This window comes from Tengunoibacter tsumagoiensis, assembly GCF_003967535.1.
Classification (GTDB): Bacteria; Chloroflexota; Ktedonobacteria; order Ktedonobacterales; family Ktedonobacteraceae; genus Tengunoibacter; species Tengunoibacter tsumagoiensis.
On the sequence record NZ_BIFR01000002.1, the window covers coordinates 124,480 to 151,167 of the forward strand.

Below are 26,688 nucleotides of genomic sequence, written 5' to 3' on the forward strand. Positions count from 1 at the left end.
TGAGAATGATACGATAATCTCCTGAGAATGTCAATCCTGATCTACTGTTGAAAAGCTTTGTTTTTTCATAAAATAGTGAATGAGAGTGAGTGAAGACCTTCATGCAGGATGAACGGCAGACATGTACTGTCTATGTTGACTACGAAAATCTTGTTGAGTCATTATCCCATCGTCATTCCTTTGATATTGCGACGCTGCTGAATCTTGTTTTACAGCGAGCACGTCAGGATTTTCGCATTCAACGCATCAATATCTTTGGCAATTGGGCCCTCTATAATCTTCCTGAGCAGATTGATCGAACGGGGATTGTCTATCGTTTTGGTGGCGATCCGGGAGGAGATGCTGCGCCAGAGATTGAGAAGAGTATTCAGGATGTGAGCGTAAGCAAGGAGGGGCCTCAGGCCTACCTGCTTATTAGCGGGCAGGCACACTATGCCAAAATTTTGAAGCTGTTGCAGCAAAGGCAGAAGATAAGTATCTTATGGACGCTTGAGCCTCTCAATAAGCCGGATCGCACGTTGTGTAGTGATTATGAACCCCTTTCTCTTCCTTCCTCGCTCCAGACCTCCAAATGGACACGATTGCTATTGCTCCAGGGCCTTGTTCTGGTTGCTGCCCGTCTGACCACGCCAATCTCTCTTCCAGATCTTGTGGCCAGTCTCTCTCTCTATCCCTCGTTCATTGAGATGATTGATGTCTTGCTGCCACTTGCCTTTCGTGAGCATATCTTATTGGTTAGCGAGGATCAGGACCCATTGGAGGGCACACAGGTGAGCCTGAATACTCAGCATATCATCGTCCAGGAAGCTTTGCTTATTGAGCAACGTATCCTGAATACGGCATGGATTTTGCAGGCGAAGCAAGGATGGGTTGCCTTCTCGGTCATGGAAAGAGCTATCAGCACATACTCTTTATTGAGGAATGAGCAGAGACATCGCCATCAGTGGCTTGAGCTTCTGATTGAAGAAGGGCGTCTGCTTTCAGAGAAGCGCTATCGCGAGGGGCGTGCAACGACTGCGCTCTCAGTGGGCCCCGTCTCGGAGGAGATAAGCGTGACGCACGAGCAGAATATGACAACGTTGATCTGTGTTGTGGACGCAGTGGCTCGCCGCAGACAGAGAGGTTGGATCTCTGCTACACAACTGTATCGCGACCTTGGCCTGCATATGACTCATGCCGAGGCTCGGCATATTTTTGAACAAGCGACGGCCCGCCAATTTCTACAGCTGCGGACACGACCAGGCAATCGTGATCCAGATAGCGAGGTCACAACTGTTCAACTCGATCTACAGCAGGCTCAGGTACGTGAGCGGCTGGTTCAACGGAATCGTCTCCTCATCATTACCTATCAACTCCTGATACAGCGCAATCAGAAGATTGTGAAGAGCCTTCTCCTTGAAGAGTTTATGCTCAACGGACAACTTTCTGAACATGCTGCCCGCTATTGGCTCTCTCTCTTGATCCAATCAGAAATCATACAGAGCCTTGTTGTTCAAGATGGCAGAGGTGAGTATATTATCAGCCTGAATCATCATGATCCGCTGGTGCAAGAGATTGAGCTCTTTGAGAAACGGCGTTTATCGGAGGTACAGGAATGAACACTGGCAATGGTTCCAAAGGCAATGATGGAATGGATATCAATCCGATACTCAAAAATCGTCTGGATGCGATCGCATATGCCATTCCAAAGTTCTGGGAGCAACGAATCTATACGCATTTTACAAATCATGGCTATGAACATTCAGAGCGCGTGCTCAATCAAAAAATTGCCCAGCTCGCTCAAGAGCTGCCCTTAGAACGACGCTTGATTGAAGATGAAATATTTATTCTTTCAGCTTCTGCCTGGCTTTATGAAGTTGGGATGCAAAGTCCAAATCTCTCCCCTCTCCTTCATTTTACCTATCAGCCCGGGGTAGAGCTTACCGCAGACCAGCTTCTGGCAATTCGTGCGCAGAAACATAAATTGAGTGGACAGCTAATTATTGATAGCATACGCACAGATTATGATGGCCCGCCGCTCTCTTTTGGCCTGCCTCGCTCCGGAGATGATTATATTCGTGCAATTATTGAGGTCTGTCAATGGTGCTCCAATGAGCCCCTGGAGCATGTTCCAACCACTATGCCCGTGAAAGGAATTGAAGTGAGGCTCCGTCTCATGGTTGCTCTGCTTCGGCTGGCTGACCAACTCTATATTGATAGTTCTCGCGTCAATATTGATCAGTTAAAGGCTTTTCATCTCCCACCCGAAGAAGAAGCGCGATGGTGGGCGTATCATTATACCCAGACGCTGCCAATCGATAGAGGAAAGATTCGCTTTTACTATAGTCTTCCCGATGCACAAAAACAGTACCTGGGACATATTCGAGCATTGATTGAACCACAATTTGAATATGCGCAGAATCCGACTATCCGTTACCTCTATGATGAATATGATATCCGTTTGATCGTGCAGCAGCATCCACAGGTTCGCTTAGATCTGCAAGAAGGATTTGTGAAAGATATTCCACCGCAGATCCAAAATTTTTTGCGCAATACCATTACTCCTATTCAACCAGATAAGGGCAATGGGAAGCCTTCTACGAGTAAACATGAACTTACAGCAGAACGGTTGCCTCTTCTCATCCTCGACTATGAAAATCTTGTCCTCCAATTGGGATTTGATGGATCATTCCCTTCTCTTGAAGAGCTCAAACAACTGATTGCTGAACTGACATCTAAGGCCAGAGATGAGTTTAATGAGCCTCCCAGTGGTTGGATGATTGGACACTGGGATCGGCCTGATATGGTGCAGGTCAGGGAAATTTTTCAGCAGATCTTTCAATATGAGTTAAAGACGTTGGAGGATGGCCGGGACAATGCGCTCTGGCTTCAGGAAGAACTTGCGCAAGTGCTTCAGCGTTCAAATGCGCCAACGCAGACGCTACTGGTGGCTCCCCGTGAAGAATGGAATGGGGTCGCCAGGCCGTTCTGGGAGCGGAGGCAGTCTCTTACTGTCTGGCTCTATGGGCCCCCAACCAGGAGCCTGTTTCGCATGTCAATTCGGAACATAAAATCGCTTGACGAATTAGATCTGCTTCCTGAGGTTCATCGGGTCTCTCCAGAAACATTGGAGGCTTTGCAAGATCTCTGCCTGTTAAAGTTGGAAGATGAGCTACAGAAACGGAAGAGCGAGACTGTAAAGATTACGGCAGTTGCGCCCCTGCTGAATGAGCTTCGTGAGCTGGATGGGCATGGAGAATGGTGGAAGTTGAAGGTATTGAGTGAAGGGTTAATCGTTTCGGATGTGACTCCTGATGAATATGTGGTGAGAATTGATGCCAGTCGAGAGGTCGTCAATCAGCTTCATACAGCCCGAAGCACTGTCATTAAAGCGATGCAGGTCTTGATGAACGGCCAACAGATGGTCCTCAAGGAGGACTTACTTCGTTATCTGGCTCCTCTTCCCGTCTTCAAAGGCAAACTTCCAACTTTCAAAGGTAAAGAGGCAGAGAGCTTCTGCCTCTCTTTGCAGCGTGTGGGTATTCTTCAGATGGTTCCTCGCGATAACCGATCCTGGCGTCTCAATGGAAATAATCCATTTGTTCTGGCTGAAGGGGCCGAACAATCTCTTCCTCTGTTCGTGCTTGGAATCGATCACTTCCTGGCCCGTGAAGGTTATTTTCAGATTCATAAGCATATTCTTGTACCACGATTGACAAACTACATCGCGCAGGATACAACAATGGCCCTTTATGAGCTCGCATTGGAGAAAGGGCTGATCTACAATCGGGTTTTGCAGAAGAAGTTGAGAGGAAGCAATGAAGCTTTAGTTGATGTGATGCTTTCGTATACCCATGAGGAGGTACGGACTATTCTGCATCATCGAAATCTTTTGCTACTGAGACTCTATAAGGCTCCAAAGAGTGGGCTGACTGCCGATGATCTCTGGTTGAACGTACAGAAACCTCACAATGGTCGGCGTTTTACGTTCACACGTGAGACCTTTCAGCTCTGGTTAAATGTATGGCAGCGCGATGGCCTGCTTACCAGGCAGTCTCCGACTACAGGATCAGTTCTCTACCAACTAAACATAGAGTCTCCCCTGGCAATATCTCTGCTTGGTCGCTTGAACATTCTCAACTTAATTCGCACTATGCGTATTATGGGCTGTACAAAGCAGAGTAAGCCTGCCCAAGAAGTTGTGGAACGCTTGCACAAATATGATACCCGTAATCTCCAACTGGCTCAGTTTACATTGCACTATGCACAGAAGGCGAAAATTGTTGTCGGCAGCAAGCAGGTTGTCGAAGAGAAAACGGTTGAATATGTGATGCTCAATGCCAAAAGCGATTTTCTGTATCTGCTGGATGCGCGAAATACGGCTGTTTGTACCAGCTTAAGGCAACTGGTTGAAAGTCTGAGCTCTCGTTATCCAGATGGGCTGGTGCCAGAGCATAAATTGTTGCAAGAGATGCAGAAGGAGTCCCAGTTTGGGCTTGTCGATGAGGAGCATCGCTATTGGATCAATCAAACGATTCACCAGCAGAAGTTATTGTTAGAGCATAGTGGTGATAAATCTGGGAGAGGGCGCGGTCAAAAATCCTATTCAGTGAATTCAGTAGCACAGGAACGGAAAAAGAATGAATGAACATGCCTGTCAATTGACTGAGCCCTGGTCAATTCTTTTTGTGCAGATTGAAGCAGCGTCTCAACGTTTCTGGTTGCAAGCGCCCTATCAAGATCATGGACGGCTACAGGGTCCGGAGATCTGGTCGCAACTGCAAAGAAGAATCTGTGATCTGCTCAATACACTCTTTTGTGCCGCTCCTATCACGCCCTTTGAGTTGTTCCTTTTAAAGGTTGCTACTCTGTATTATGAAGCTGGCTGGCAGGTGCCTGGAGCAGCCAGAAAGTCCATTGAGCAACGTTATCGAATCAGTGGAGACCTGCTGCGTGAGAGCTTTCAGCACAATTCATCGCTTGGAGATCCTGGTTTAACTGTGCTGGAGCCAGGGACTGTAGAGATCATTGCTGCGATCTGTTCGGCATGTGGTCAAAATGATCTCTCGACAGTAAGTCTGGAACAGGTTCCGGGAGGTCAGCAACAGACCGTGCGTATTCGTTATCTGGTGGCTCTGTTGCAACTTGCGGATCTCCTTCTTATTCCTCGTCAGAAAACAACCTATTTTCATCATCTCCGTACGCTCAAAACAGAGGCGGATTGCCGACTGGCCCTTCATCCATATGTATCGTTTGTCTTCTGTCAGCCTGAAAGCCTGATGCTTCATATGACTCTTTCCCACAAAGATAGCGCATTGTTGGAACCAATTGTTGCCTGTATGGAAGCTCCGCTCCGACGCTGGTGGGCTACTAATTGGGAATGGCTTGCCCGAGAGCTTCACATCGTGTATACGCTGAAGCCAACGCAGGTGATCATGGACTCTGCCCTTACTCCAGCGCTAAGTCGGACCTGCCGAGCGCTCCCCGCTTATCTTTCAAGCTATCACCCTGCACCAATCATTGTTCCGTCTCTTGAGCAGATGAAGTCCGTGGCAGTTCCTGAACAGTCCAGGCCAGAGTCAGAAGGAGGCCCTACCATGCAAGCACCATCCGAACAGTATATTGATTTTCACCTTCACATCAACGCACAAGGAGAGGCCCTCTCTCGTTCGATCGAGGGAGAGGCGAAAGAGACGATCAGGCAGGAGATCTCTGCCAGCCTTCAATCGTCTGTCAATCTTGCCGCCAGTCCTTACCCTGGAGCCCTCAACGCCGCTTTAACGAAAAGCTTTGGTCAGGAGCTTTATGAGCTGATCTTTCCAGGGAAAATCCATAATCATCTCCATATCATCGAGGCAATTGCCCGTGAGAGGGGGCATAAGGTTAGAATTCGCCTGAACATTGAGCGCAAAGAGCTGGCATCTCTGCCGCTAGAATTTATATATGGAGTAGATCGTGGGCATTTTTTAGCAATTGATCCGAATACAGTTCTCTCGCGTTATCTAAATGTTCCGCGACCAGGTAGCCGCATACGGCGGCGAACCACTCCTCTTCATATGCTCACTATTGTCGCTGCTCCCAGTGATCAGACGAGGCTCAATGTGGAGGAGTGGAAAGGACTGGTGCTGGAGTCCCTGGCTGAGCCAGTGGCACAGCAGTTGTTAACCTTAGATTTTGCGCTGGCTGGAACGCTCACGGAGATTCAGCGAGCCTTATTGAAGCGGAAGCCCAATATTATTCAGTTTGTGGGGCATGGAATCTACGCTCAGGGGAAATGTTATCTGGCCCTGGTGGATGAGAAGACAGGGATGAGCAAAATGCTCGATGACGAACGTTTTGCTAATCTCTTGTTAGGATCTCTTGATACATTGGGATTATTGTGTCTGGCAAGCTGTGAAAGTGCGACCAGCGATGATCCCCAGGCATTTCTTGGTCTGGCTCCCCAATTGTTGCAGAAAGGGATTCCGGCAGTCATCGCCATGCAGTATAGCGTGAAGATCTCTACTGCCAGAATTTTTTTCCGCACTTTATATGAGAATGTTGCGAGCCAGAAGCCAATTGACTGGGCCGTTCAACAGGGGCGAAACAGCGTCTCGATTGAGAACGGGAATGACAATCGTGAATTTGCCACTCCTGTTCTCTATATGCGGGCCGAAGATGGGACGATCTTTTAAGAAGATTGCACACAATTATTTTTAGCCAGTCCAATCACATTTGCGTGCATCTAACCCTAACAAAGGCAGGGATAGAACTGATATTTATCGTCTCAAATTATTGATGAGGCGTTGCGCGAGAGGAGTGCGGCAGGTAGGAAACACTGGTTGTCTGCCTGAGCGCGTTGCATCCAGGGCCTGGATACACTTCTCAATCTCCTGACAGGTAGCCTGGAGAACGCGATAGTCCTGTTCCTGTTGTTGTACGCGCATAAGGAGAAGATTAAGGGAGTGTCCAATCTGCCACAATTCATGGTCCTCATGGACTGGTGCTCGCGCCGCCAGATTCCCAGCCGAAACCTTTCGGTGGGTCTCCAGAATAGATGTGATCCCTTCTTCTAGCCGTTGTTTCTGTTTCGCAGTGTAAGAGGCCTGCTGACTCAGTTCTTCTCGCGCCTCCGCCAACTCTTCTGCCTGACTGGCGCGGATGAGCGCGTTTTCAACACTCCAGGCATGGAGCCAGGCAAGGCTTGTCCCCACTAGATGGAGTACGAATGTTGACATAAGCGCAACATAGGGATTGCCAGCTATCTGGATCAACTCAATCATCGTTGCGTCTTTTGGGCGCAAGAAAAAGATCAGGCTAATAAGGAGAATCTGTAGCATTCCACTCCAGGGGATAAACCGCTTCGGTAAGATAACCCCTCCCACCAGTACTGCAATAATAAACAGATCAAACGCAGTCATATTGGTACTATTCAGGGCCGGCGTGGGTTTAAAGTAAAAGAAGCCGGTCAGCGCAATATCGATGAGCAAGACATAGGAGACGGAGCTCAATGTTGTATAGCCAGCACGATTACAGAGGGCAATGATCATTCCACCCACAGATAAAATAATGATCGGGATCCAGATCGATGGCGACGATGGGTAGACGCTAGGAACAAGTAAAGCAACAACAAGAACAATAAGCAGCAGCAAGGCGCTCACCAACCGGGCGCGACGAAGTTGCTCCTGCGCAAAGATATTGGCCTCAAAATTCTCTTTGCGTGGCCCGGTAGTGGTCGACCACCAGTCCCATAACCGCTGAAATATATTTTTGGGGGCTGGCGGTGGTGAGGGAACAAAAGAGGGAGCAGTATTACCAGATGGGCGTGAGGGGGGCGTAGAATGTGCCATTGGAAAGGCTTCCATGCGTTAGATGCTCCTTATTTTCTTACTCTTATATTATATGGCATTCATATATCCTTGATCCTTGCCCAGTAGCGCCTGCTAAAAATAGTGACTATTTTTACTTATAAGTTATAAAATAATATTCATAAAAAGGCGTACTATCGGACTAATAATAGCAGAAAAAGAAAGAAAATTCCAGTAAATTCATTAATAGTACCACCTATTTACTATCTGCCCAAAAGGTACGCTTTTTTCAATCATTGTCACTCATAGGACACTTCCCTGAAGCACTTTCCCGTTTCGTGTTGTTTGCGTGGCCGGGTCAGGAGGCACATCCGCTCACTGTGCAGCAGATCCTGTACGACCAGGCCAGACATGTCGCCATCCACTGCGATGAAGTCCTCTCGATACGTCGCTCCCACCAGTAGTCAGATGTTCATAGCACTTTCCCAAGTTTCGAGGGAAAGTGCTGTGGCTGTTAATCTACGTTACGCTTCTTTGATTGCAGGGATGACAAAGAGTGTGGGAATAAACTGCCGATGGTACACGCCGACAGCAGGCTCGTCAGGGGCAAACATGACAATGACCGTGTCAAGATCTGGAAATATGTGCGTGTATTGACCCCCATAGCCAGCTGCATAAAAGCTGTGATGGCCTGCAACTTTCTCTACCCACCACTGATAACCGTAGCCAGTCCCTTCAGGGTGACCACCTCTAGTCTGTTCTTGCGTTGACTCCTGAACATACTCAGTGGGAATAATTTGCAAGTCCTCCCACTTGCCATTGTTAGCATAAAGATAACCAAACTTTGCTGTATCTCGTGCTTTGAGATGCAACGAGGATCCTCCAAACATGTAGCCCTGAGGATCTGCCTCCCAGGAAAATCCTGCTTGTTCGTCTGAATCGATCCCTAATGGGGTAAATAAGTATTGTCTGGCAAAATCCAGCGTACTCATTCCTGTCACCCTGGTCAAGATAACCGAGAGCAGATGTGAGCCGAGTGAGCTATACATAAAAAGCTGTTCCGGATGGGCAAGGATCGGCCTCTCAATAGCATAACGTACCCAATCCTCTGAGGTATCTCCAAAACGCCATGGGCTGGCGAGAAAGTCTGGATTGAGTCCACTGGTCATCTTGAGCAGGTGACGGATGGTAATCTGTTTCTTTTGCAGGCTGGCCTCTGAAAGAAAGTATTCTGAGAGCAGTTCTTCCAATGTCTGATCAAGGCTCTTCAGATACCCCTTCTGAAGTGCGATCCCAACCAGTGCTGAAATGACGCTCTTTGTCTCGGAGTTAAGCAGTTGATAACTCGATTGCTTGTAGTCTTTGTAGTAACGTTCAAAAACAATATGACCATTTCGGACAATGAGGAGGGTATTGAGATACGGACGTGTGGTTTTGATATAGCTATCCAGCTCTGAGAGTCGTATAGGGTTCATGCCTTGATCCTGTGGTGAGGATTCACGCCAGCCCTTTGTCGGCCAATATTCTCTTTGTCTGTGTTTCATCAATATAATAGGCCTTTCTGATAGGTAGTTCCTCTTTTGAAATAAAGGTTTCATATAGAGTAGTGAAACCCTTTCAGAAATGTCTCCTTTCAATATTCTATGAGGATCCTACTATAAAATATAGTGCAGATTTCCTTTCTGATGCCAGGAAAAGGGAGATCTGCACTATATTTTATAGAAGAAGAGCTTCGATATCTGACTTATAGAGACTAGTAAGAAGGTAAGCGATCCAGGAGAATTTGGCTCAGCTCATAAATATCTTGTGCCTGACTATGCTCAAATATTTTTTTTTCCTCATCTGTCAATTGAAAACCATGTTCTTGAATAGCTTGCAGAGGCTCTACTAAAAGTTTACGGGCAAATTGATCATCAAGTGTTGCCAGACCCATAATCTCATTAATGATTTTCCAGGACACTAGATATGTTCCTTTCATCAAAGGCAAACATTGCTTCTCTACTATATTTCTTTGCTGTTCGCAGTGGGTTTGCAGCCTCTTAATGCAGATGAAGTGGACTGCAAACCCACTGCTAACTCAAGCATTGTAAGCTAAAGGCAGAAAGATAAGCACATGGCCCGGTATTTCCTGGGAAGAAGAACCTGTTAGTTTGATAAAACAAGGAGAAGTTCATGTTTACTTTTACTCAGACCTTTTTGCATCTATCATCTTTTCAATTCAATCGCTATGCACGTCTGGTCTTGATTGTGCTGCTCATTGCCCTGGCTATCCTCCTGTTCTGGATGCTGTCTCATCCCCAGATCAATACATTGGCCGCTCTGCATGTTCCAAATGACGAGGGTGGCCCCTGGAGTTAAGCTACTCTCTCGCTGGTAGAACTAACAGCAGTGTAAGAAGATACATGTGAACCATCTCTTAATGGTTGAGTTTTCTTTAACTATTTTTGATGTATGGAAATGGAAAATCTTACAGATATGAATAGAAACGATGTTACTGTTGATTGCAATAAGTCTCTAATGCTGTTTGCACTTTTCTTCCAAGCCATTCGATAGTCTGTTGATGATGAATTGAGCGGCTATAGATCCAGCGCAACGTGAGTCTTCCATCGAGAATATAGCCTTTGCATTCAAGCGCATGATTACGGATTGCCAGTGGATACGTCAGGGCCTGAATAGGGAGTGGACGAAAAAATGATTGTTCATCCGTCAGCTGATCGAGGAAACCCATATAGTTAAAGGTGAGATCTGCATGTGGAAGAGCACGTAGTTCTGCTGGGACAGGCGATCTATCACCGGGCCGTTTCAGCCAGTCTAATGTCCGGCCTTTATTAGGCGCTTCTTCAAGTTGTTGTTGTACCAGGGGAAGGATCTCCGCAAAGCTCTTTTGATGACCAGTATCAATAATGAGATGTCTTGCATGGGCAAGGAAGCCAACTGTTCGGGTCAGATCTACCTCTTTGAAAAGAGTCTGCCGTCCAAGGTCCTGCACATACAGATAGAAGGCCGTTGTCTCTGTCCAGGCTGTACCTACCTGGACAAGCGCTGTAATGAGGAGCTCTAAGATCGTCGCTTGCTGATTGAGGGAAAGCAATGTCTGCGTTGTGGCTGCCGATAAGCAGATCTCAACCTCCTCATTTGAGGCAAACGTTCCATAGGCTCTGATGGATGATTCTGGATCAATAGTAACTCCTTCTGGATGATCCAGTGGGATAGGTTTTAGTTTCTGCCAGGGACGCCTGAGCCAGTAGTGCTGAAGCTCTTGTTGGCCAGTTGCGGAACGGATGTATGCCAGGATCTGTTGTGTAATCTCTTTAAAGGCTGTGGTTCGAGCAGGGAGCGCTGGCTCCTGCCCCTGGGAAAGTTGTTGGTAGACTGTCTGAAAATCCTGAAAGAGAATCTGATTTGAGAAACCATCGGTCAGAAAATGATTGATGATCCATACGAGCCTTGCGGAATGGCCCAGGTCAATGTAGGCAACTGAGAACAGTGCGGTTGCATAGCTGTTAATGCGCCGCTCGTGCTCCTGTACCAGCGCTTCTATGGTTGCTTGCTGTTGCTCAACGGGAACTTCCTTCAAGGAGATCTGTGTAAATGGCGGTTGTGCCTGCTTTAAAATAGTCTGACTCCACTCCCCACCTCGCTGCTGAAGGCGTGTACGTAAGACATCGTGATACTGCATCAGATAGGCTATCGTTCGCTCAAGGAGGGCCGGGTTCAAAGGCATGAGCGGTTCCAGAAAAAAAACCATGTTCCAATAGCTGGGGTGTTCGCCTGTACTCTCTTCAATGAGCCAACATTGACCACTACTAAAAGGAAGGTCGCCAGTGCGGACCTGTTCTTCATCGATAGCTACTGTCTTTACCTCTTTCTTTAAAAGCTGGAGCCTTTGAAGAAAGAGGATACGCTGTTCACTCGAAAGCTCTGCAATTCTTCTGTGCAGGGTAGTATCTTCCATTCTATTCCCCTCATATATTATTATTATCTATAATTTGTACAATGATAGATAGTATCTTATTTATAAATCATATGGCAAAATATGTGTAGTGTAATAATGAGTATATTTGAAGTAGAATAGGAAGGATATTTTTCTCTAAAAAAGGGGTATAGGGAGGATATATTGGGGTGAAGAGTTTTAGAACAGGATAGGCTGATGAAGAAGGCATTTTTTCCCTTTGTGGATGGGGAGATGCTTATCGCATGGATGATGAAGTGCAGTAGCTATTTCTTTTGATAGTGGATAAGATACTGATCTTGAAGTAATGATTCATGAAAAGAAAATATAATAGGTATTTATGGATTTGATCATGAAGTTCCCATCTTTCTATAAGGAGTTTTTAAGTATTTATAATTCTTTTTATCGTTGATATTTGTGTTTTATGGTATTTTATTTTTTTACTCCTTTTTATTATGGAAAAGAAATTTCAATCATTGAAAATGTATGAAATAAGACTTGACTTATATGGATTAATTATCCATAATATAATTTAGATTATAGCTTTGAAGATCTTTGTGCTGAAGTGGATAGGGTGGTATCAGTTACTACGCAGCGCTTCATGACTACCTCGAATCTTGATGAAGCAAAGAGAGAAAGATCAACTGGAATGCTGTGTTTTCTCTGAACAATCTATTGGCAATTGTTGAAGGAGTCCTAATGAGTATCTCCCATTCTACAAGAAAAGTTAGCCAGCCAGCTTTGCCCCCTCAATTTTTATCTCGCCCTCGCTTACTTCAACTGCTTATGACTACAATTCATAGTTCCTCTCCTACTGAGAACTATAAGTTGTTTTTGATATGTGCGCCAGCCGGGTATGGAAAGACAACTCTGTTAGTCGATTATGCACAGCAGACAGCTATTCCTTGTTGCTGGATGCTTTTCGATCAGTCCGATGCCGATCTTGTCACTTTTATTGAGTGCCTCTTCCTGAGTCTGCGTCAGCGTTTTCCTCACTTTGGGCGCGATCTGAATATGCAATTCATCAGTAGCCTTATCCCAGATGCCGCTCACCCCATTCGTGAGCAGGTATTGGATCAATTTGTAGATGCTTTTGCCGCCGCCCTGGAGAATGATATTCTAGAACCCTTTGTTCTTTTCTTGTGCAATTATCATGAAATTAACGATTCCAAGTTCATTACGTATTGCATGAATCGTCTTTTAAAGTATCTCCCTTCACATTGTACAATTGTAATTGAGAGTCGCGCTGTCCCCGCGCTTGATCTTGTGCCTCTTCTTGCTCTCCATCAGTTGTATGGTCTGGGTATCAATGATCTACGTTTTAGTGCTCAGGAGATTCGTGAGTTCAGTCGTCTTCAACCGAATGAACTTTTGTCCGATCAAGAGCTTGAAGATCTGACCGGCTCGTTTGATGGATGGATTGCCGGAATTTTGCTGGGAACCAGAGTTGGAAATATGCGTTTTCTCTCTTCTTCCTCTGCCCACCTGCGACCACAGCCATGGAGTATGCCGGGCTTACAAATGAATCAGCAGACGCTCTTTGCTTATCTCGTCAATGAAGTCTTTCATAAAGAGCCGGAATTATATCAGTTTCTGAAAACAGCCTCATTTCTTCAGCAGATGAATGCTTCATTTTGTAATGAGTTATTCGATATGGTGGATGCAGGAGCACGTCTTACCATGTTAGAACGACAGGGCTTATTTATTACAAAAATTGACGATGGAGCGATGGCGACCTATATCTGTCATCCGATCTTACGTGAGCTCCTGTATGAAGAGGCCTGTCGAGAAGATCAAGCTACTGTGGCCAGCCTGCATCGGCAAGCGTCGCAACTGTATTATCGATGGCATAATTATGCTGCGGCGATCGAGCATGCTCTGGCGGCACATGAAGATATGGAAGCTGCACAGATCATTGGTGAGGTTGCGCAACGAATGGTCTCACAAGGGCATTTAGATACCTTAGCCGGTTGGATTGACCGCCTGAAAGAAGAGGTCTTTGCACAGTCTCCCCAGTTACTTCTTGCCCGCGCCAATATTTATTTAACTATGTATGAGCCAATCAAGGCTCTTCCATTGTTGACAAAGGCTTATAACCTTGTTAATCAGGGGGAAGTAATAAAAGAAGCGGCTCCGACCCTTCAATCGGAGATTCTTATCGCACACAGTACGGCGGTCTTTTATGCCGGGGATTATGCGCAGTCACAGCAATTCTGTCATCAAGCATTGGCTCTGTTATCTGTCGATGTCCGTGAACTTCGAGCGCTTATCTACCACCGTTTAGGGGTTTGTGCAAGCGTTATGGGGGATTGCAATACAGGCATTATGCAGATGCAGCAGGCTCTTCAGCTCTGGGGGCCTCATACTGAAGGTCGGCAGATTGCAAATCTTCATGGAAATCTCGCGAATACGTATATGATGGTTGGAAATTACATCCTGTCTGAACATCATCGCGCTCGTGCGATTGCATTGCATGAGCGATCGGGAAATGTATGGGGGAAGGTCAATAATCTCATCTGGATGGCGATGTTGAAGCGCAATAAAGGTTCGTTTCTTGAGGCTGAACAGATGTTGGAGGAGATTCTCGCGCTCGCTCGTTCCTCGCATTTTAAAAGTGGTGAAGCATACGCGTTGCTCAATCTTGGTGAAACTTATCTGGATCAGGATCTATTAGAAAAGGCTCTTGTGGTAACGGAAGATGGTTTAGCCCTTGCTCGTCAATTGGAAGATAGTTACCTGACCAATCATATTCTCTCGGTCCTGGCTATGATTTATAGCCTTTTAGGTGATACTGCGACCGCTCTCTTATTAGTGAACCAGATCGCGATGAAGTCAGAGCTTCAACAAGGCTACGAATATTCGCTGCGTGAAGTGACACGAGGGACTCTCCTTCTCCTCAATAGGCAATATAGTGAGGCCCTTCACTGTTTTTCGCAGGTTGAGGTCTCTTTAAATACTGCTGCACTGAAACGGTTGTATCTCCGCGCTCTTTTGCGGTTGGCTGTCTGTCATATGCATCTGGATCATCCAGTGGAGGCAGCTCTCTATCTAGAGAAGGCGCAGGCTCAGGATCTGGCGGGGAATCATGAGCCATTGGTAACGATTGAGGTGCGTCGTTTTCCTCTGTTACGGCAGCTTATCTCTCAACATCCGCAGCGCTCTCACTTTGCCTCCTGGTTGGCAGATCCTCCCGTGGCCGTTGAAGTCTATGCCGAAGCAGGTGTTGTCCCTTCCCATAAGGATGTCTCTCTCTCTTCCATCCCCTCTCTTCCATCTTCCGCCGAGGCCGCGATCCCTGAGGTTGAAACTGCAGAAGAATGGAAAGTGCGCATTTTTGGCTTTGGTGAACCATCAGTCACCATTCACGGTGCGCCCGTGAATCGCTGGCGGATGGCTCGCTCAATGGAGCTCTATTTTTTTCTTCTGGATCACAATCGTCCAGTTCATAAAGAGCGTATTATTGCTGCACTCTGGCCCGATGAGAATGATCATGATCAGACCCTCCGTTCAACGGTCTATTACTTGCGTAAAGCCATTGGCGAAACGTGTATTCCCTATCAAGGTGGAGCGTATAGCTTAGATCTGGCGGCATTATACGGCGATAAGATCTGGTACGATGTGCAAATCTTCTCTGAGTTCTATGCCAGGGCTAAGGCTGCTCTTGCTGATGAGAAGACGGAGAGCGCCAAAAAGCTTTTACAGGAGACGATAGATCTGTATCGTGGTGATTATGCTCAGTCGTTTTACAGTGATTGGTGTTCTCTCCGCCGCGATGAGCTGCGGACGACCTATCTGGATGCTCGCCGCGAACTGGCCTTGCTCTTCTGGCGCGATAAGCAGTTGGAAGAATGTATTGTGCAGTGGCAGTATCTGTTAGCTATGGATAATTGTCGAGAGGATGCCCATTATGGGCTGATGCGTGCGTATATGAGTCAGGGGAAGCGTGGTCTGGCCTTACGCCAGTATCAACGGTGTGTGGATCTCTTACAGGAAGAATTGGGGGTCCCTCCCAGTGCTTCCATTCAGAAGCTCTACCAACGCCTGTTAGGGAATGTTTGATCTCTCTGGGGCTCTTTGCTCTCTTGTGTTGAGATAAACCTGTGCTGGCCGGGTCGGGTCATCAGATGCCATCTTGTTTGCATATCTGCGAACATCCTGCGAACCTCACTGCTCTATGCTACAGCTATGTATCTTGCTTTAGCATAGAGAAGGTGGTGGAGTGGCTGAGGAAGGAGAATATGGATGATGCGAACAAGATGAAAGGATGACTTCTCAATGAATACTATAACGGCTATGCCCTCTCTCCATCTGCCCTGGTATGTGCTGCAATGCAAACCGCGTATGGAGGATTTTGCGGCCCATTCCTTGCGTAGTCTGATGGGACTTGTTGTCTATATTCCTAAGCGCAAGGTTCCCTCTAAAGGGCGTACCATTCCTCTGTTTCCAGGGTACGTCTTTATTCAGGCTGATTTGCAAATCATTTCACCGAGCTGTATTAATGCGACGGCAGGTGTGGTCAGACTGGTCTCTTTTTCTGGGGAGCCAGCTATTCTTCCAACAGATGTGATGATGTCCCTTCAGGAAAAGGTGGCTCTGCTCGATGCTTCTGAGCCAGTGGTGCCTGGCTCTGTTGAGCCCCTACGTGATGATGTCTGGCGGGGATTAGAGAGCCTTGTGACCTCTTCGACTTCGCCAATGCATCGTGTGCAGATCTTCCTTCACTTGCTCGGTCGTCAGCAAGAGCTCCACCTTCAGCGCCAGAGACGAGAGCAGCTACTGAGGAAAGGATAAGGTGGATGGGGTTCTGCTCTTGCTGAGCGGGGAGACTCATCCTTTTCACATGCGAAAAATACTCTCGTGTATGATATCCCACAAAAACGAAGCACCGTATACTATCAATAGCCTATCACTCAATAGACTATTCCTCTGTTTTTTGAGATCGGTTGCAAGCTATGAACGATCTGCTTTCTCGCTCTCATTGGAACGCTATGAGACGGGCGGAGCATGGCATGATTCCTGGAAAGTGCATTCTTGAGGTTCTAAAGGCTACCAGGCTCTAATAGTATGGCTTCTCACCATGTATGGCCCATTGTTTATGAGAGGGACAGTATTGTCCCTCTCTTTCTATTGCCAATTGCGCTGATTAGTTGAGGAAAAAGGATCATCTATGACGACATTTGAATTTGTTTCGTACCTTCAAAGGTTGGATATTCGCTTGTGGCGTGAGGGTGAGCAGCTCCGTTTCAGCGCTCCCAAAGGGGCATTGACAACGGCGCTCAAGACGCAGCTGCTTGAGCGTAAAACAGAGCTATTAACGTGGTTGCCCAATCTTGCCGAAGAGCAGCAGTATAGGCCAGGCTCTTTGTCGCCCTTTAGCCGTGAAGGGCTGATTCCTCTGTCTTTACCTCAGCAACGGTTGTGGTTCCTTGATCAATTGGAGCCAGACTCCTCTGTCTATACTATTCCTTTGCAGGTGACGCTTACTGGTCTGGTTGATGTTGCTGTGCTGGAGCGGAGCCTGACGGAGATTGTGCAGCGACATGAAATTCTACGTACGACGTTTTTATTTGAACAGGATCAGCCGGTTCAGCATATTTCTGCAGCCGTCTCTGTTCCGTTGCGTTCAGTCGATTTCAGGCACTTTTCTGAGGCTGAGCGTACAGAGAAGCTACGACTCTGGATGCAACAGGAGGCTCGCGTCCCTTTCCGCTTAGCCGAAGGGCCGCTGTTACGAGCCTCGTTTTTAAAGCTTGCTCACCAGGAGGCGATCCTCTTTCTCGTGGTGCATCATAGTATTTTCGATGCCTGGTCTACCGACGTCTTCCTTAATGAATTGGCGATTGTCTATGAAGCGTTTATGGCTGGGAAGGCTTCTCCTCTGCCTCCATTGCGTATTCAGTATGCGGATTATACGTTGTGGCAGCGTGAGCAACTGCCTCGCATTGAGGCTGAACAGTTGCCATACTGGAGACAGCGTCTTGCGGGTATTCCAACTTTATTAGAATTGCCGTTTGATGCTGCTCGCCCCTCTGCTCGCAATTATCGGGGTTCACACCTTGTCTATACGCTGCCAGCGGCTCTAAGTGAGGAGATTAAGAGGCTTGGTTATCAGCATCAGAGTACTACTTTTATTACGCTGTTTGCGGCATTTAATGTTTTGCTTGGCCGCTATAGCGGACAGCATGATCTGGTGGTGGGTACGCCAATTGCAAATCGGACCCAGGGCGAGCTTGAGCACCTGATCGGATTTTTTGTGAATACGCTGGCCTTACGCACAGATCTGTCTGGCGATCCGAGCTTTGTTTCGCTGCTTCAGCAGGTGCGTGAGCGGGCTTTGGAGGCCTATGCCCATCAGGAGATTCCTTTTGAGCGGCTGGTCGAGGATCTACAGCCTGAGCGAAGTTTGAGCTATTCTCCGATCTTCCAGGTTCTATTTGTGCACCAGGATATGCGCGCTGAAGAGAAACGTAGCTCCCATCTCACGATGCGCTTCCAGGAAGTAGAGACGGATAGTGCGAAGTTTGATCTGACGTTGATGATCTATGAACGAGCTCAAGAGCTGATCTGTGTCTGGGAGTACAATACGGATCTGTTTAAGGCTTCGACGATTACGCGCATGGCAGACCATTTTCACTGTTTGTTAGAGGGGATTGTTGCTCAGCCGAATCAGCCAGTTGGACGGCTGCCGTTGCTCTCGGTGGCTGAACAGCAACGGCAGGTGGTGGAGTGGAATCAGACGCAGGTCCAGTATCCAGCCGTTGCGGGGCTCCATGAGCTGATCGAGCAGCAGGTTCTGCGCTCGCCTGATCGGATTGCTCTGATCTTTGAAGAGCAACATCTGAGCTACCGTGTGCTTCAGGATCGAGCCCGGGCCCTGGCAACCTTTTTGCGTGCGCAGGGAGTGGGACCCGATGTGGCCGTTGGGCTCTGTCTGGAGCGCTCGCTGGAGATGGTGATCGGCCTGCTGGGGATTCTGCTGGCCGGAGGAGCCTATGTCCCTCTCGATCCAGAGCTTCCCACGGAGCGGCTGGCGTTGATGATTGCTGAGGTGGCGATGCCGCTGGTCCTGACGCAGGCGCACCTGGCATCCCTGCTTCCCACAGGCGTCCGACACCTTGAGCTGGATCAGCAGTGGGAGCAGGTCGAGAGCGTGGCTCCTCAGGAGGATGCGCTCCCGGTGCAGGGGGATCAGCTCGCCTATATCATCTATACCTCGGGCTCGACGGGTCGACCCAAAGGGGTGATGAACACACATCGCGCCATCTGCAATCGCTTGCTGTGGATGCAGCAGGCCTATCGGTTGACGGAGCAGGATCGCATCTTGCAAAAGACGCCCTACAGCTTTGATGTCTCGGTCTGGGAGTTCTTCTGGCCATTGTTGACAGGAGCCTCGCTGGTGGTGGCGCGACCGGGAGGGCATCGGGAGAGCAGCTATCTGGTGCAGACGCTGCGGGAGCAGCAGATCACGACGCTGCATTTTGTGCCTTCTATGCTCAGTCTCTTTCTTCAGGAGCCGGAGGTGAGCCAGTGCACGAGTGTGCAGCGCATCATCTGTAGTGGAGAGGCTTTGACGGTGGAGCAGCAGGAGCGCTGTCTGGAGCGGTTGCCACAGGCGCGGCTCTTGAATCTGTATGGACCTACAGAGGCAGCGGTGGATGTGACGGCATGGGAGTGTCGAGAGGAGCCGGAGCGTAGGAGTGTGCCGATCGGCACGCCGATTGCTAATATTGCGATCTATGTGCTGGATGGGTGGATGCAGCCGGTCCCGATCGGGGTGGCGGGCGAGCTGTATATCGCGGGAGTGGGACTGGCTCGGGGCTATGTGCAGCGAGCGGATCTGACGGCGGAGCGCTTTGTGCCGAACCCCTTTGGAGCAGAGGGTGAGCGGTTGTATCGGACGGGAGATCTGGTGCGGCAGGATGAGGAGGGGACGATTGAGTATGTGGGACGGTTGGATCATCAGATCAAACTGCGGGGACTGCGGATCGAACTGGGAGAGATCGAGATGGCGCTGGTGGAGCAGGCGGAGGTGCGAGAGGCGGTGGTGCTGGTGCGAGAGGATCAGCCAGGAGACAAGCGCCTGGTGGCCTATGTGTTGATGCGGCCAGGGGCCGTGGTTCCGACCGGAGCCCAGTGGAGACAGGCGCTGCAGAAGAGTCTGCCGAGCTACATGCTACCAGCGGCGTTTGTGGTGCTGGAACAGTTCCCGATCACAGCCAATGGAAAACTGGACCGCAAAGCCTTGCCAGTGCCATCATATGGTTTTTCTGAAACGTCAGAATCTGCCGCCCTACCAGAGCTTTTGACTGCAACTGAAGAGCTACTCATCGCGCTCTGGGAGCAATTATTAAATAGTGGTCAGGTTGGTCGTATCTACAAAAGAGATAACTTTTTTGAGCGGGGTGGGCATTCGCTTTTAGCTACGCAGCTCGTCTCGCAAATGCGAAGATTCTGGCAGGTTGATCTCAGTGTCAAAACCATTTTTGAGCATCCCATTCTCGCTGAATTAGCTGCTCATATCGATCTATTGACGCATGAAAAGTCTGCCGCGCTCTACCAGCCAATTCCTTTGCGACCCGAGATGCAGACTGCCCTCCCTCTTTCGTTTGCGCAAAAGCGGCTCTGGTTTCTGGATCAGCTTGAGCCAGATGGGGCACTCTATACCATTCCATTTGTCTTGAAGCTGCAAGGAGAACTGCAATTTGACATGTTGGAGCAGACCCTTCTCAGCATTGTGCAGCGGCACGAAAGCCTCCGTACCATCTTTCCGGCCAATGAAGGGCAGCCCGAGCAGTTTATTCACGTTGTACCAGATGTTCCCCTTTCGCTGATTGATCTACGGCCATTCTCAGGCGATGAGCGTGAGCATCAGACCCAGCGTCTGATGCGACAAGAGATCTTGCGGCCATTTGATCTGGCCCATGGCCCGCTCTTCCGTGGGCTCTTGCTGCAATTAGACGCTGATGAGTCTCTCCTGGTGATCAGTATGCACCATATCGTCTCTGATGGCTGGTCGCTCGATATTCTGTTCAACGAAATTGCCGTCATGTATGATGCGCTGGCACGTGGGCAGGAGATCCCTTTGCCCGATCTTACGATTCAATATGCTGATTATGCTCTCTGGCAATATGCACAGATGCCTTTGATTGAAGCACAGCAATTAGCTTATTGGAAGCAGCATCTGTCGGGGGCTCCGGCTGTTCTGGAGCTACCATTGGATCATCCTCGCCCGCTGGTTCAGAAGTATCGAGGAGCGCATGTTGTCCATCGTTTCTCCCCATCTCTCAGCCAGCGGATCAAAGCCTTTAGCCGTCAGCAACAAAGTACGCTGTTTATTACTTTGTTGACTGCTTTTAATGTTCTCCTGGCCCGCTATAGTGGACAGGATGATCTGGTGGTGGGTACGCCGATTGCGAACCGTACACGGACGGAGACCGAGGCGTTAATCGGCTTTTTTGTCAACACGCTTGCCCTTCGTACGGATCTTTCCGGCTCCCCGAGCTTTAACGAATTGCTACAACGGGTACGCACTATTGCTCTGGAGGCCTATGCTCATCAAGAGCTTCCCTTTGAACGACTGGTCGAGGAGCTGCAACCTGAGCGCAGTCTGAGTTATTCTCCCATCTTCCAGGTCATGTTTGTGCTGCAAGAGGAGCGTCAGCAGCAGATACAATTGGCCTCTTTAGCGATGCAGCAGCTCGAAGTTGAAATTGAGGTCGCGAAGTTTGATCTGATGCTGATGGTCTATCCACAGGGCGAGGAGCTTGCCTGTATCTGGGAGTACAATACGGATCTTTTCAAGACAGAGACAATTACGCGGCTGGCAGATCATTTTCACATCTTATGGGAGGGCATCCTGGCTCAGCCAAATCAGCCAGTTGGACGGCTGCCCTTGCTTTCGGTGGCTGAACAGCAACGGCAGGTGGTGGAGTGGAATCAGACGCAGGTCCAGTATCCAGCCGTTGCAGGGCTCCATGAGCTGATCGAGCAGCAGGTTCTGCGCTCGCCTGATCGGATTGCTCTGATCTTTGAAGAGCAACATCTGAGCTACCGCGTGCTTCAGGAGCGAGCCCGGGCCCTGGCAACCTTTTTGCGTGCGCAGGGAGTGGGACCCGATGTGGCTGTTGGGCTCTGTCTGGAGCGCTCACTGGAGATGGTGATCGGGCTGCTGGGGATTCTGCTGGCCGGAGGAGCCTATGTTCCTCTCGATCCAGAGCTTCCCACAGAGCGGCTAGCATTGATGATTGCTGAGGTGGCGATGCCACTGGTCCTGACGCAGGCGCACCTGGCATCCCTGCTTCCGAGAGGCGTCCGATACCTCGAGTTGGATCAGCAGTGGGAGCAGGTTGTGAGCGTGGCTCCTCAGGAGGATGCGCTCCCGGTGCAGGGGGATCAGCTCGCCTATATCATCTATACCTCAGGATCGACGGGTCGACCCAAAGGAGTGATGAACACACATCGCGCCATCTGCAATCGCTTGCTGTGGATGCAGCAGGCCTATCAGTTGGGAGAGCAGGATCGCATCTTGCAAAAGACGCCCTACAGCTTTGATGTCTCGGTCTGGGAGTTCTTCTGGCCATTGTTGGCAGGAGCCTCGCTGGTGGTGGCGCGACCGGGAGGGCATCGGGAGAGTAGCTATCTGGTGCAGACGCTGCGGGAGCAGCAGATCACGACGCTGCATTTTGTGCCTTCCATGCTCAGTCTCTTTCTTCAGGAGCCAGAGGTGAGCCAGTGCACGAGTGTGCAGCGCATCATCTGTAGTGGAGAGGCTTTGACGGTGGAGCAGCAGGAGCGCTGTCTGGAGCGGCTGCCGCAGGCGCGGCTCTTGAATCTGTATGGACCCACGGAGGCAGCGGTGGATGTGACGGCGTGGGAGTGTCGAGAGGAGCCGGAGCGCAGGAGTGTGCCGATCGGGACGCCGATTGCCAATATTGCAATCTATGTGCTGGATGGGTGGATGCAGCCAGTCCCGATCGGGGTGGCGGGCGAGCTGTATATCGCGGGAGTGGGACTGGCTCGGGGCTATGTGCAGCGAGCGGATCTGACAGCCGAGCGCTTTGTGCCGAACCCCTTTGGCGTAGAGGGGGAGCGGCTGTATCGGACGGGAGATCTGGTGCGACAGGATGAGGAGGGGACGATTGAGTATGTGGGACGGCTGGATCATCAGATCAAACTGCGGGGACTGCGGATCGAACTGGGAGAGATCGAGATGGCGCTGGTGGATCAGGCGGAGGTGCGAGAGGCGGTGGTGCTGGTGCGAGAGGATCAGCCAGGAGACAAGCGCCTGGTGGCTTATGTGTTGATGCAGCCAGGGGCCGTGGTTCCGACAGGAGCCCATTGGCGACAGGCACTGCAGAAGAGTCTGCCGAGCTACATGCTGCCAGCGGCGTTTGTGGTGCTGGAACAGTTCCCGATCACAGCCAATGGAAAACTGGACCGCAAAGCCTTGCCCAGGCCGCAGTGGTCATCACCGATTGAAGACTATGTGGCTCCCCGCACATTGGTTGAAGAGGTCCTGGTAGCTATCTGGTCCCACGTGTTACATTCAGAAGACAATGGGAGAGTGATTGGAATTACCGATAACTTCTTTGTGCTGGGTGGTGACTCCATTCGCAGCGTCCAGGTCCTGGCACAGCTAAAAGCGCGGGGCTTTACCTGCAACCTGCAAGATATCTTCCAGTATCAAACAATTGCCGAACTGGCAGCGATCTTGCAAGCGGGTGAGCCATTACTAAAGCAGTTTGAGCCCATAGCGCCTTTTGCACTGATTCCCGAGGAGGATCGTGTGCTGTTGCCAGCCGAAGTAGAGGATGCCTATCCACTGACTGCTACACAATCGGGCATGTTCTATCATCTTCTCCTGACGGTAGACAATCCTATCTACCACAATGTCATCAGCCTGCATATTCGCGGTCAGCTTGATCAAGACCTCCTGAGGCAGGCCATTCAACTTCTGGTCGAGCGTCACGCCAACCTGCGTACAGGGTTTGATCTGGGAAGTTATAGTGAACCCTTGCAACTGGTATATAAGACCGTTGAAGTCCCCTTTGCCGTTGAAGATCTCCGAGGATATGCGAAGTCGGAGCAAGAAGAGATCATCAGCGCATTTGTCAAACAGGAGAAGCATCGGCTGTTCGACTATACTCAACCACCGCTGCTTCGTTATCATATGTTCCTGCGCACCGATGAAACGTTCCAGCTCACCATTACTGAATTTCATCCAATTCTCGATGGTTGGAGCTATCATCTCAATCTCGCCGAGATCTTTGAGACGCACAATGCTCTATTGCAGCAACAACAGCCAGAGCAGAAGCCGATCCCCCTTGCCTTCCGCGATTATGTTGCGCTTGAACAAGAGGTTCTGGCTTCAGAAGAGCATCAGAGCTACTGGACCGAAAAATTGCAAGAGAGCGTATTGTTGCAGGTCCCAAGGTTCCAGGAGTCCAGCCGAGACCTGGAGCCAGCGATAAAAGATCATCACATCCCCCTTTCAGAAGAGCTATCAGCAGGGTTAACGCGCCTGTCCAGGCAATCAGCTTACCCGCTGAAAAGCATCTTATTGGCGGCGCATATCAAGGCCATGTCCATTATAGGAGGCACAACAGATGTGCTGACCGGGCTCGTTGGCAATGGTCGTCTGGAAGAGACCGGTGGAGAAGATGTACGAGGAATCTTTCTCCTCACCATTCCATTCCGGCATCGTGTCTCGCCTGGAAGCTGGCTGGAACTCATTCGGACCGTGTTTGAGAGCGAGCGCGAGCTCATGCCTTTTCGACGCTATCCCCTCCCAGCGATTCAAGAGCTGCTTGGTGGAAAGACCTTGTTTGAAACAGCCTTTAACTATATGCACTTTCACTCCATGGCCGATCTCTTCCAGAATATGGAGATCCTCGATCCTATCCAGGCATTCGAAGAGACGAACTATACCCTCCAGAGCGACTTTACCGTTGATCCAGGCAGCGGGCATATTCAATTAAAGCTTGGCTATGATGAGCATGTATTGAACAAAGAGGCCATCACTACGCTCGGTCACTACTATAAACAGATCTTGCAGGCGATAGTGGATGATCCGGAGCAGCTTCATACAGAGCTTGCAGTCCTTTTACCCCACGAGCGGCAACGTATGCTCCTGGATTGGAATGCCCGTACGACCCCTTATCAAGAGCAAGAGACCGTCGTTCGCCGCTTTGAGTCCAGGGTACAGGCGCAGCCAGATGCGATAGCCCTTATCTTTGAAGAGGAGTACCTTACGTATGCAGAACTGAACCGGCGAGCCGATCATGTTGCTGCACAGTTGCATCGTCAAGGGGTGCAGCCTGATACACTGGTCGGAATCTGTGTCAGGCGATCAGAGCAGATGGTGATTGGCCTGCTTGGTATTCTTAAGGCTGGCGGGGCCTATCTGCCATTAGATCCAGCTCATCCACAGAGCCGTCTCGAGGCTATCCTTGACGATGCTCAGGTTCGGATCGTCCTGACACAGGAAGAGCTGTGCGATCGTCTGCCACAGACGGCTCTTTCGCTCCTCTGCCTGGATCGAGATCGCGATTGGCTGGCTGAAGAGCCAGGCCTCAATCTGGCCCTGCCGTTGCGAGGTGAACATGCAGCTTATGTGATGTACACCTCCGGTTCGACAGGGAAGCCCAAGGGAGTCGTAGTGACGCAGCGCAACATGACCAACTTCCTGGCAGGCATTGACGCCTCTCTACAGACGGAGCAGGCCTGGAGCTGGCTTAGTGTGACCAGCATCTCCTTTGATATCTCCGTCCTGGAGATTTTCTGGACGTTAGTCAATGGACATCGTCTTATCATTCAGCCGTCGTTAGAGGAGACCAGTTTCCATGCGAGTGAAGAGGAGACGACGACACAGACCCCGTCCCATGCTATTCCATTCCAACTGCTCAAGCATCAGGTCACGCATTTTCAGTGCACCCCTTCATTGATGAAGATGCTGCTGCTCTGGCCAGAGATGGAGCAAGCGTTGGAAAAGTTACAGCACCTGTTATTAGGAGGCGAAGCCTTTCCAGCCTCTCTGGGTGAGCATCTCCTCAGCGTTATGACTGGTCAGGTCCATAACCTGTACGGCCCCACGGAGGCGACGGTCTATGTAACCGAGCACGTGTTGGAGGGTGCGAAGCGTATGATCCCCTTAGGTCGCGCACTGCCCAATACGCAGATCTATCTTCTGGACACCTACTTGCAGCCAGTCCCCGTAGGCGTGCCAGGTGAGCTCCATATTGCGGGCGATTGTCTGGCGCGTGAATATCTCAAGCGACCAACTATTACCGCAGAACGGTTTATTCCCAATCCCTGGGGCCGACCAGGCACGCGCCTGTATAAGACCGGTGATCTGGCCCGTTATCGGCCTGATGGAGTGATCGAGTATCTGGGACGCCTGGACCAGCAAGTGAAGATCAACGGGCAACGTATCGAACTGGGCGAGGTCGAGGCCGCTTTAAATAAGCAAGCAGCAGTCCATGAATGTGTGGTGATCGCCCATGAGATCCGGCCAGGTGAAAAGCGGCTGGTTGCCTATGTTGTACCGGCCCAGAGCCAGGAACTTGATGGAGTAGAGCTACGCCAGGCGTTGCAGAGGCTGCTCCCACTGTATATGGTGCCGTCCGCTATCATCGCTATCGAAGCCTTGCCGATGACCGTGAATGGAAAATTGGATCAGCGGCTTCTCCCAACTCCCGAGTGGCAGGGGGAGGAGGCGGAGAATCGTTATGAGGCTCCACGAAACGCGATTGAAGAGACTCTCGTCACCATCTGGTCGCAGGTGTTTGGTGGGCAGCGCATCGGCATTCATGATAACTTCTTTGCCCTTGGTGGCGACTCCATTGTCAGCGTGCAGATCGTTGCTCGTGCCAATCAGGCGGGATTACCAATAGAGATTCGCCACGTCCTGACGAAGCAGACGATCGCTGAGCTGGCGGCAACCCTTGAGAGATAAAGAAACAGTAGAGAAGG

11 protein-coding genes are annotated in these 26,688 nt (G+C 49.7%); 7 read left to right on the forward strand and 4 right to left on the reverse strand.

Annotated features, from left to right (window positions below; genetic code table 11):
• Nucleotides 1-101 precede the first annotated feature (101 nt).
• From EL628_RS21530 to EL628_RS21540, 3 genes are read left to right on the forward strand one after another with little or no spacing between them, the layout of a single operon-like run.
• Entirely contained in the window at nt 102-1,598 is a 1,497-nt protein-coding gene (locus tag EL628_RS21530) for a hypothetical protein (protein WP_126582073.1), read from the forward strand.
• Nucleotides 1,595-4,627: an HD domain-containing protein gene (locus tag EL628_RS21535; protein ID WP_126582074.1), complete on the forward strand. Its 3,033-nt coding sequence runs from the start codon at nt 1,595-1,597 to the stop codon at nt 4,625-4,627. Before EL628_RS21530 ends, EL628_RS21535 begins: the two co-directional genes overlap by 4 nt.
• A complete protein-coding gene (locus tag EL628_RS21540) occupies nt 4,620-6,653 on the forward strand; it encodes a CHAT domain-containing protein (protein WP_126582075.1) in 2,034 nt (677 codons plus the stop codon). Before EL628_RS21535 ends, EL628_RS21540 begins: the two co-directional genes overlap by 8 nt.
• 84 nt (nt 6,654-6,737) lie before the next feature.
• On the opposite strand, the gene EL628_RS21545 is transcribed toward EL628_RS21540, so the two are convergent.
• From EL628_RS21545 to EL628_RS21555, 3 genes are all read right to left on the reverse strand, one after another.
• On the reverse strand, nt 6,738-7,823 hold the full coding sequence (locus tag EL628_RS21545) for a hypothetical protein (protein ID WP_126582076.1): 1,086 nt from the start codon (nt 7,821-7,823) through the stop codon (nt 6,738-6,740).
• A 467-nt stretch (nt 7,824-8,290) separates the two neighbouring features.
• Nucleotides 8,291-9,241 carry a serine hydrolase domain-containing protein gene (locus EL628_RS21550; RefSeq protein WP_161975660.1) on the reverse strand — a complete coding sequence of 317 codons (951 nt, stop codon included), beginning with the start codon at nt 9,239-9,241 and terminating at the stop codon, nt 8,291-8,293.
• Between the two features lie 278 nt (nt 9,242-9,519).
• Nucleotides 9,520-9,726 carry a hypothetical protein gene (locus EL628_RS21555; protein WP_126582078.1) on the reverse strand — a complete coding sequence of 69 codons (207 nt, stop codon included), beginning with the start codon at nt 9,724-9,726 and terminating at the stop codon, nt 9,520-9,522.
• A 212-nt stretch (nt 9,727-9,938) separates the two neighbouring features.
• On the opposite strand from EL628_RS21555, the gene EL628_RS21560 reads away from it, so the two are divergent.
• On the forward strand, nt 9,939-10,124 hold the full coding sequence (locus EL628_RS21560) for a hypothetical protein (protein ID WP_126582079.1): 186 nt from the start codon (nt 9,939-9,941) through the stop codon (nt 10,122-10,124).
• Between the two features lie 133 nt (nt 10,125-10,257).
• Here the strand turns inward: EL628_RS21560 and EL628_RS21565 are convergent, their stop codons facing one another.
• Nucleotides 10,258-11,721, reverse strand: coding sequence for a condensation domain-containing protein (locus tag EL628_RS21565; protein ID WP_126582080.1), 1,464 nt, complete (start codon nt 11,719-11,721; stop codon nt 10,258-10,260).
• Between the two features lie 696 nt (nt 11,722-12,417).
• Between EL628_RS21565 and EL628_RS21570 the strand changes: the two genes are divergently transcribed.
• The 3 genes from EL628_RS21570 (at nt 12,418) to EL628_RS21580 (ending at nt 26,671) form a co-directional block, all read left to right on the forward strand.
• Nucleotides 12,418-15,777: an AfsR/SARP family transcriptional regulator gene (locus EL628_RS21570; protein ID WP_126582081.1), complete on the forward strand. Its 3,360-nt coding sequence runs from the start codon at nt 12,418-12,420 to the stop codon at nt 15,775-15,777.
• Between the two features lie 216 nt (nt 15,778-15,993).
• Nucleotides 15,994-16,509 (forward strand): transcription termination/antitermination protein NusG, encoded by a 516-nt coding sequence (gene nusG / locus EL628_RS21575; RefSeq protein WP_126582082.1) that lies wholly within the window; start codon nt 15,994-15,996, stop codon nt 16,507-16,509.
• A 376-nt stretch (nt 16,510-16,885) separates the two neighbouring features.
• Nucleotides 16,886-26,671: a non-ribosomal peptide synthetase gene (locus EL628_RS21580; RefSeq protein ID WP_126582083.1), complete on the forward strand. Its 9,786-nt coding sequence runs from the start codon at nt 16,886-16,888 to the stop codon at nt 26,669-26,671.
• Nucleotides 26,672-26,688: the final 17 nt, after the last annotated feature.

Excerpts from the sequence above, each read along its gene's own strand:
- EL628_RS21530 (WP_126582073.1), top strand. The coding sequence starts at position 102 with ATGCAGGATGAACGGCAGACATGTACTGTCTATGTTGACTACGAAAAT.
- EL628_RS21535 (WP_126582074.1), top strand. The coding sequence starts at position 1,595 with ATGAACACTGGCAATGGTTCCAAAGGCAATGATGGAATGGATATCAAT.
- EL628_RS21540 (WP_126582075.1), top strand. The coding sequence starts at position 4,620 with ATGAATGAACATGCCTGTCAATTGACTGAGCCCTGGTCAATTCTTTTT.
- EL628_RS21545 (WP_126582076.1), bottom strand. The coding sequence starts at position 7,823 with ATGGAAGCCTTTCCAATGGCACATTCTACGCCCCCCTCACGCCCATCT.
- EL628_RS21550 (WP_161975660.1), bottom strand. The coding sequence starts at position 9,241 with ATGAACCCTATACGACTCTCAGAGCTGGATAGCTATATCAAAACCACA.
- EL628_RS21560 (WP_126582079.1), top strand. The coding sequence starts at position 9,939 with ATGTTTACTTTTACTCAGACCTTTTTGCATCTATCATCTTTTCAATTC.
- EL628_RS21565 (WP_126582080.1), bottom strand. The coding sequence starts at position 11,721 with ATGGAAGATACTACCCTGCACAGAAGAATTGCAGAGCTTTCGAGTGAA.
- EL628_RS21570 (WP_126582081.1), top strand. The coding sequence starts at position 12,418 with ATGAGTATCTCCCATTCTACAAGAAAAGTTAGCCAGCCAGCTTTGCCC.
- nusG (WP_126582082.1), top strand. The coding sequence starts at position 15,994 with ATGAATACTATAACGGCTATGCCCTCTCTCCATCTGCCCTGGTATGTG.
- EL628_RS21580 (WP_126582083.1), top strand. The coding sequence starts at position 16,886 with ATGACGACATTTGAATTTGTTTCGTACCTTCAAAGGTTGGATATTCGC.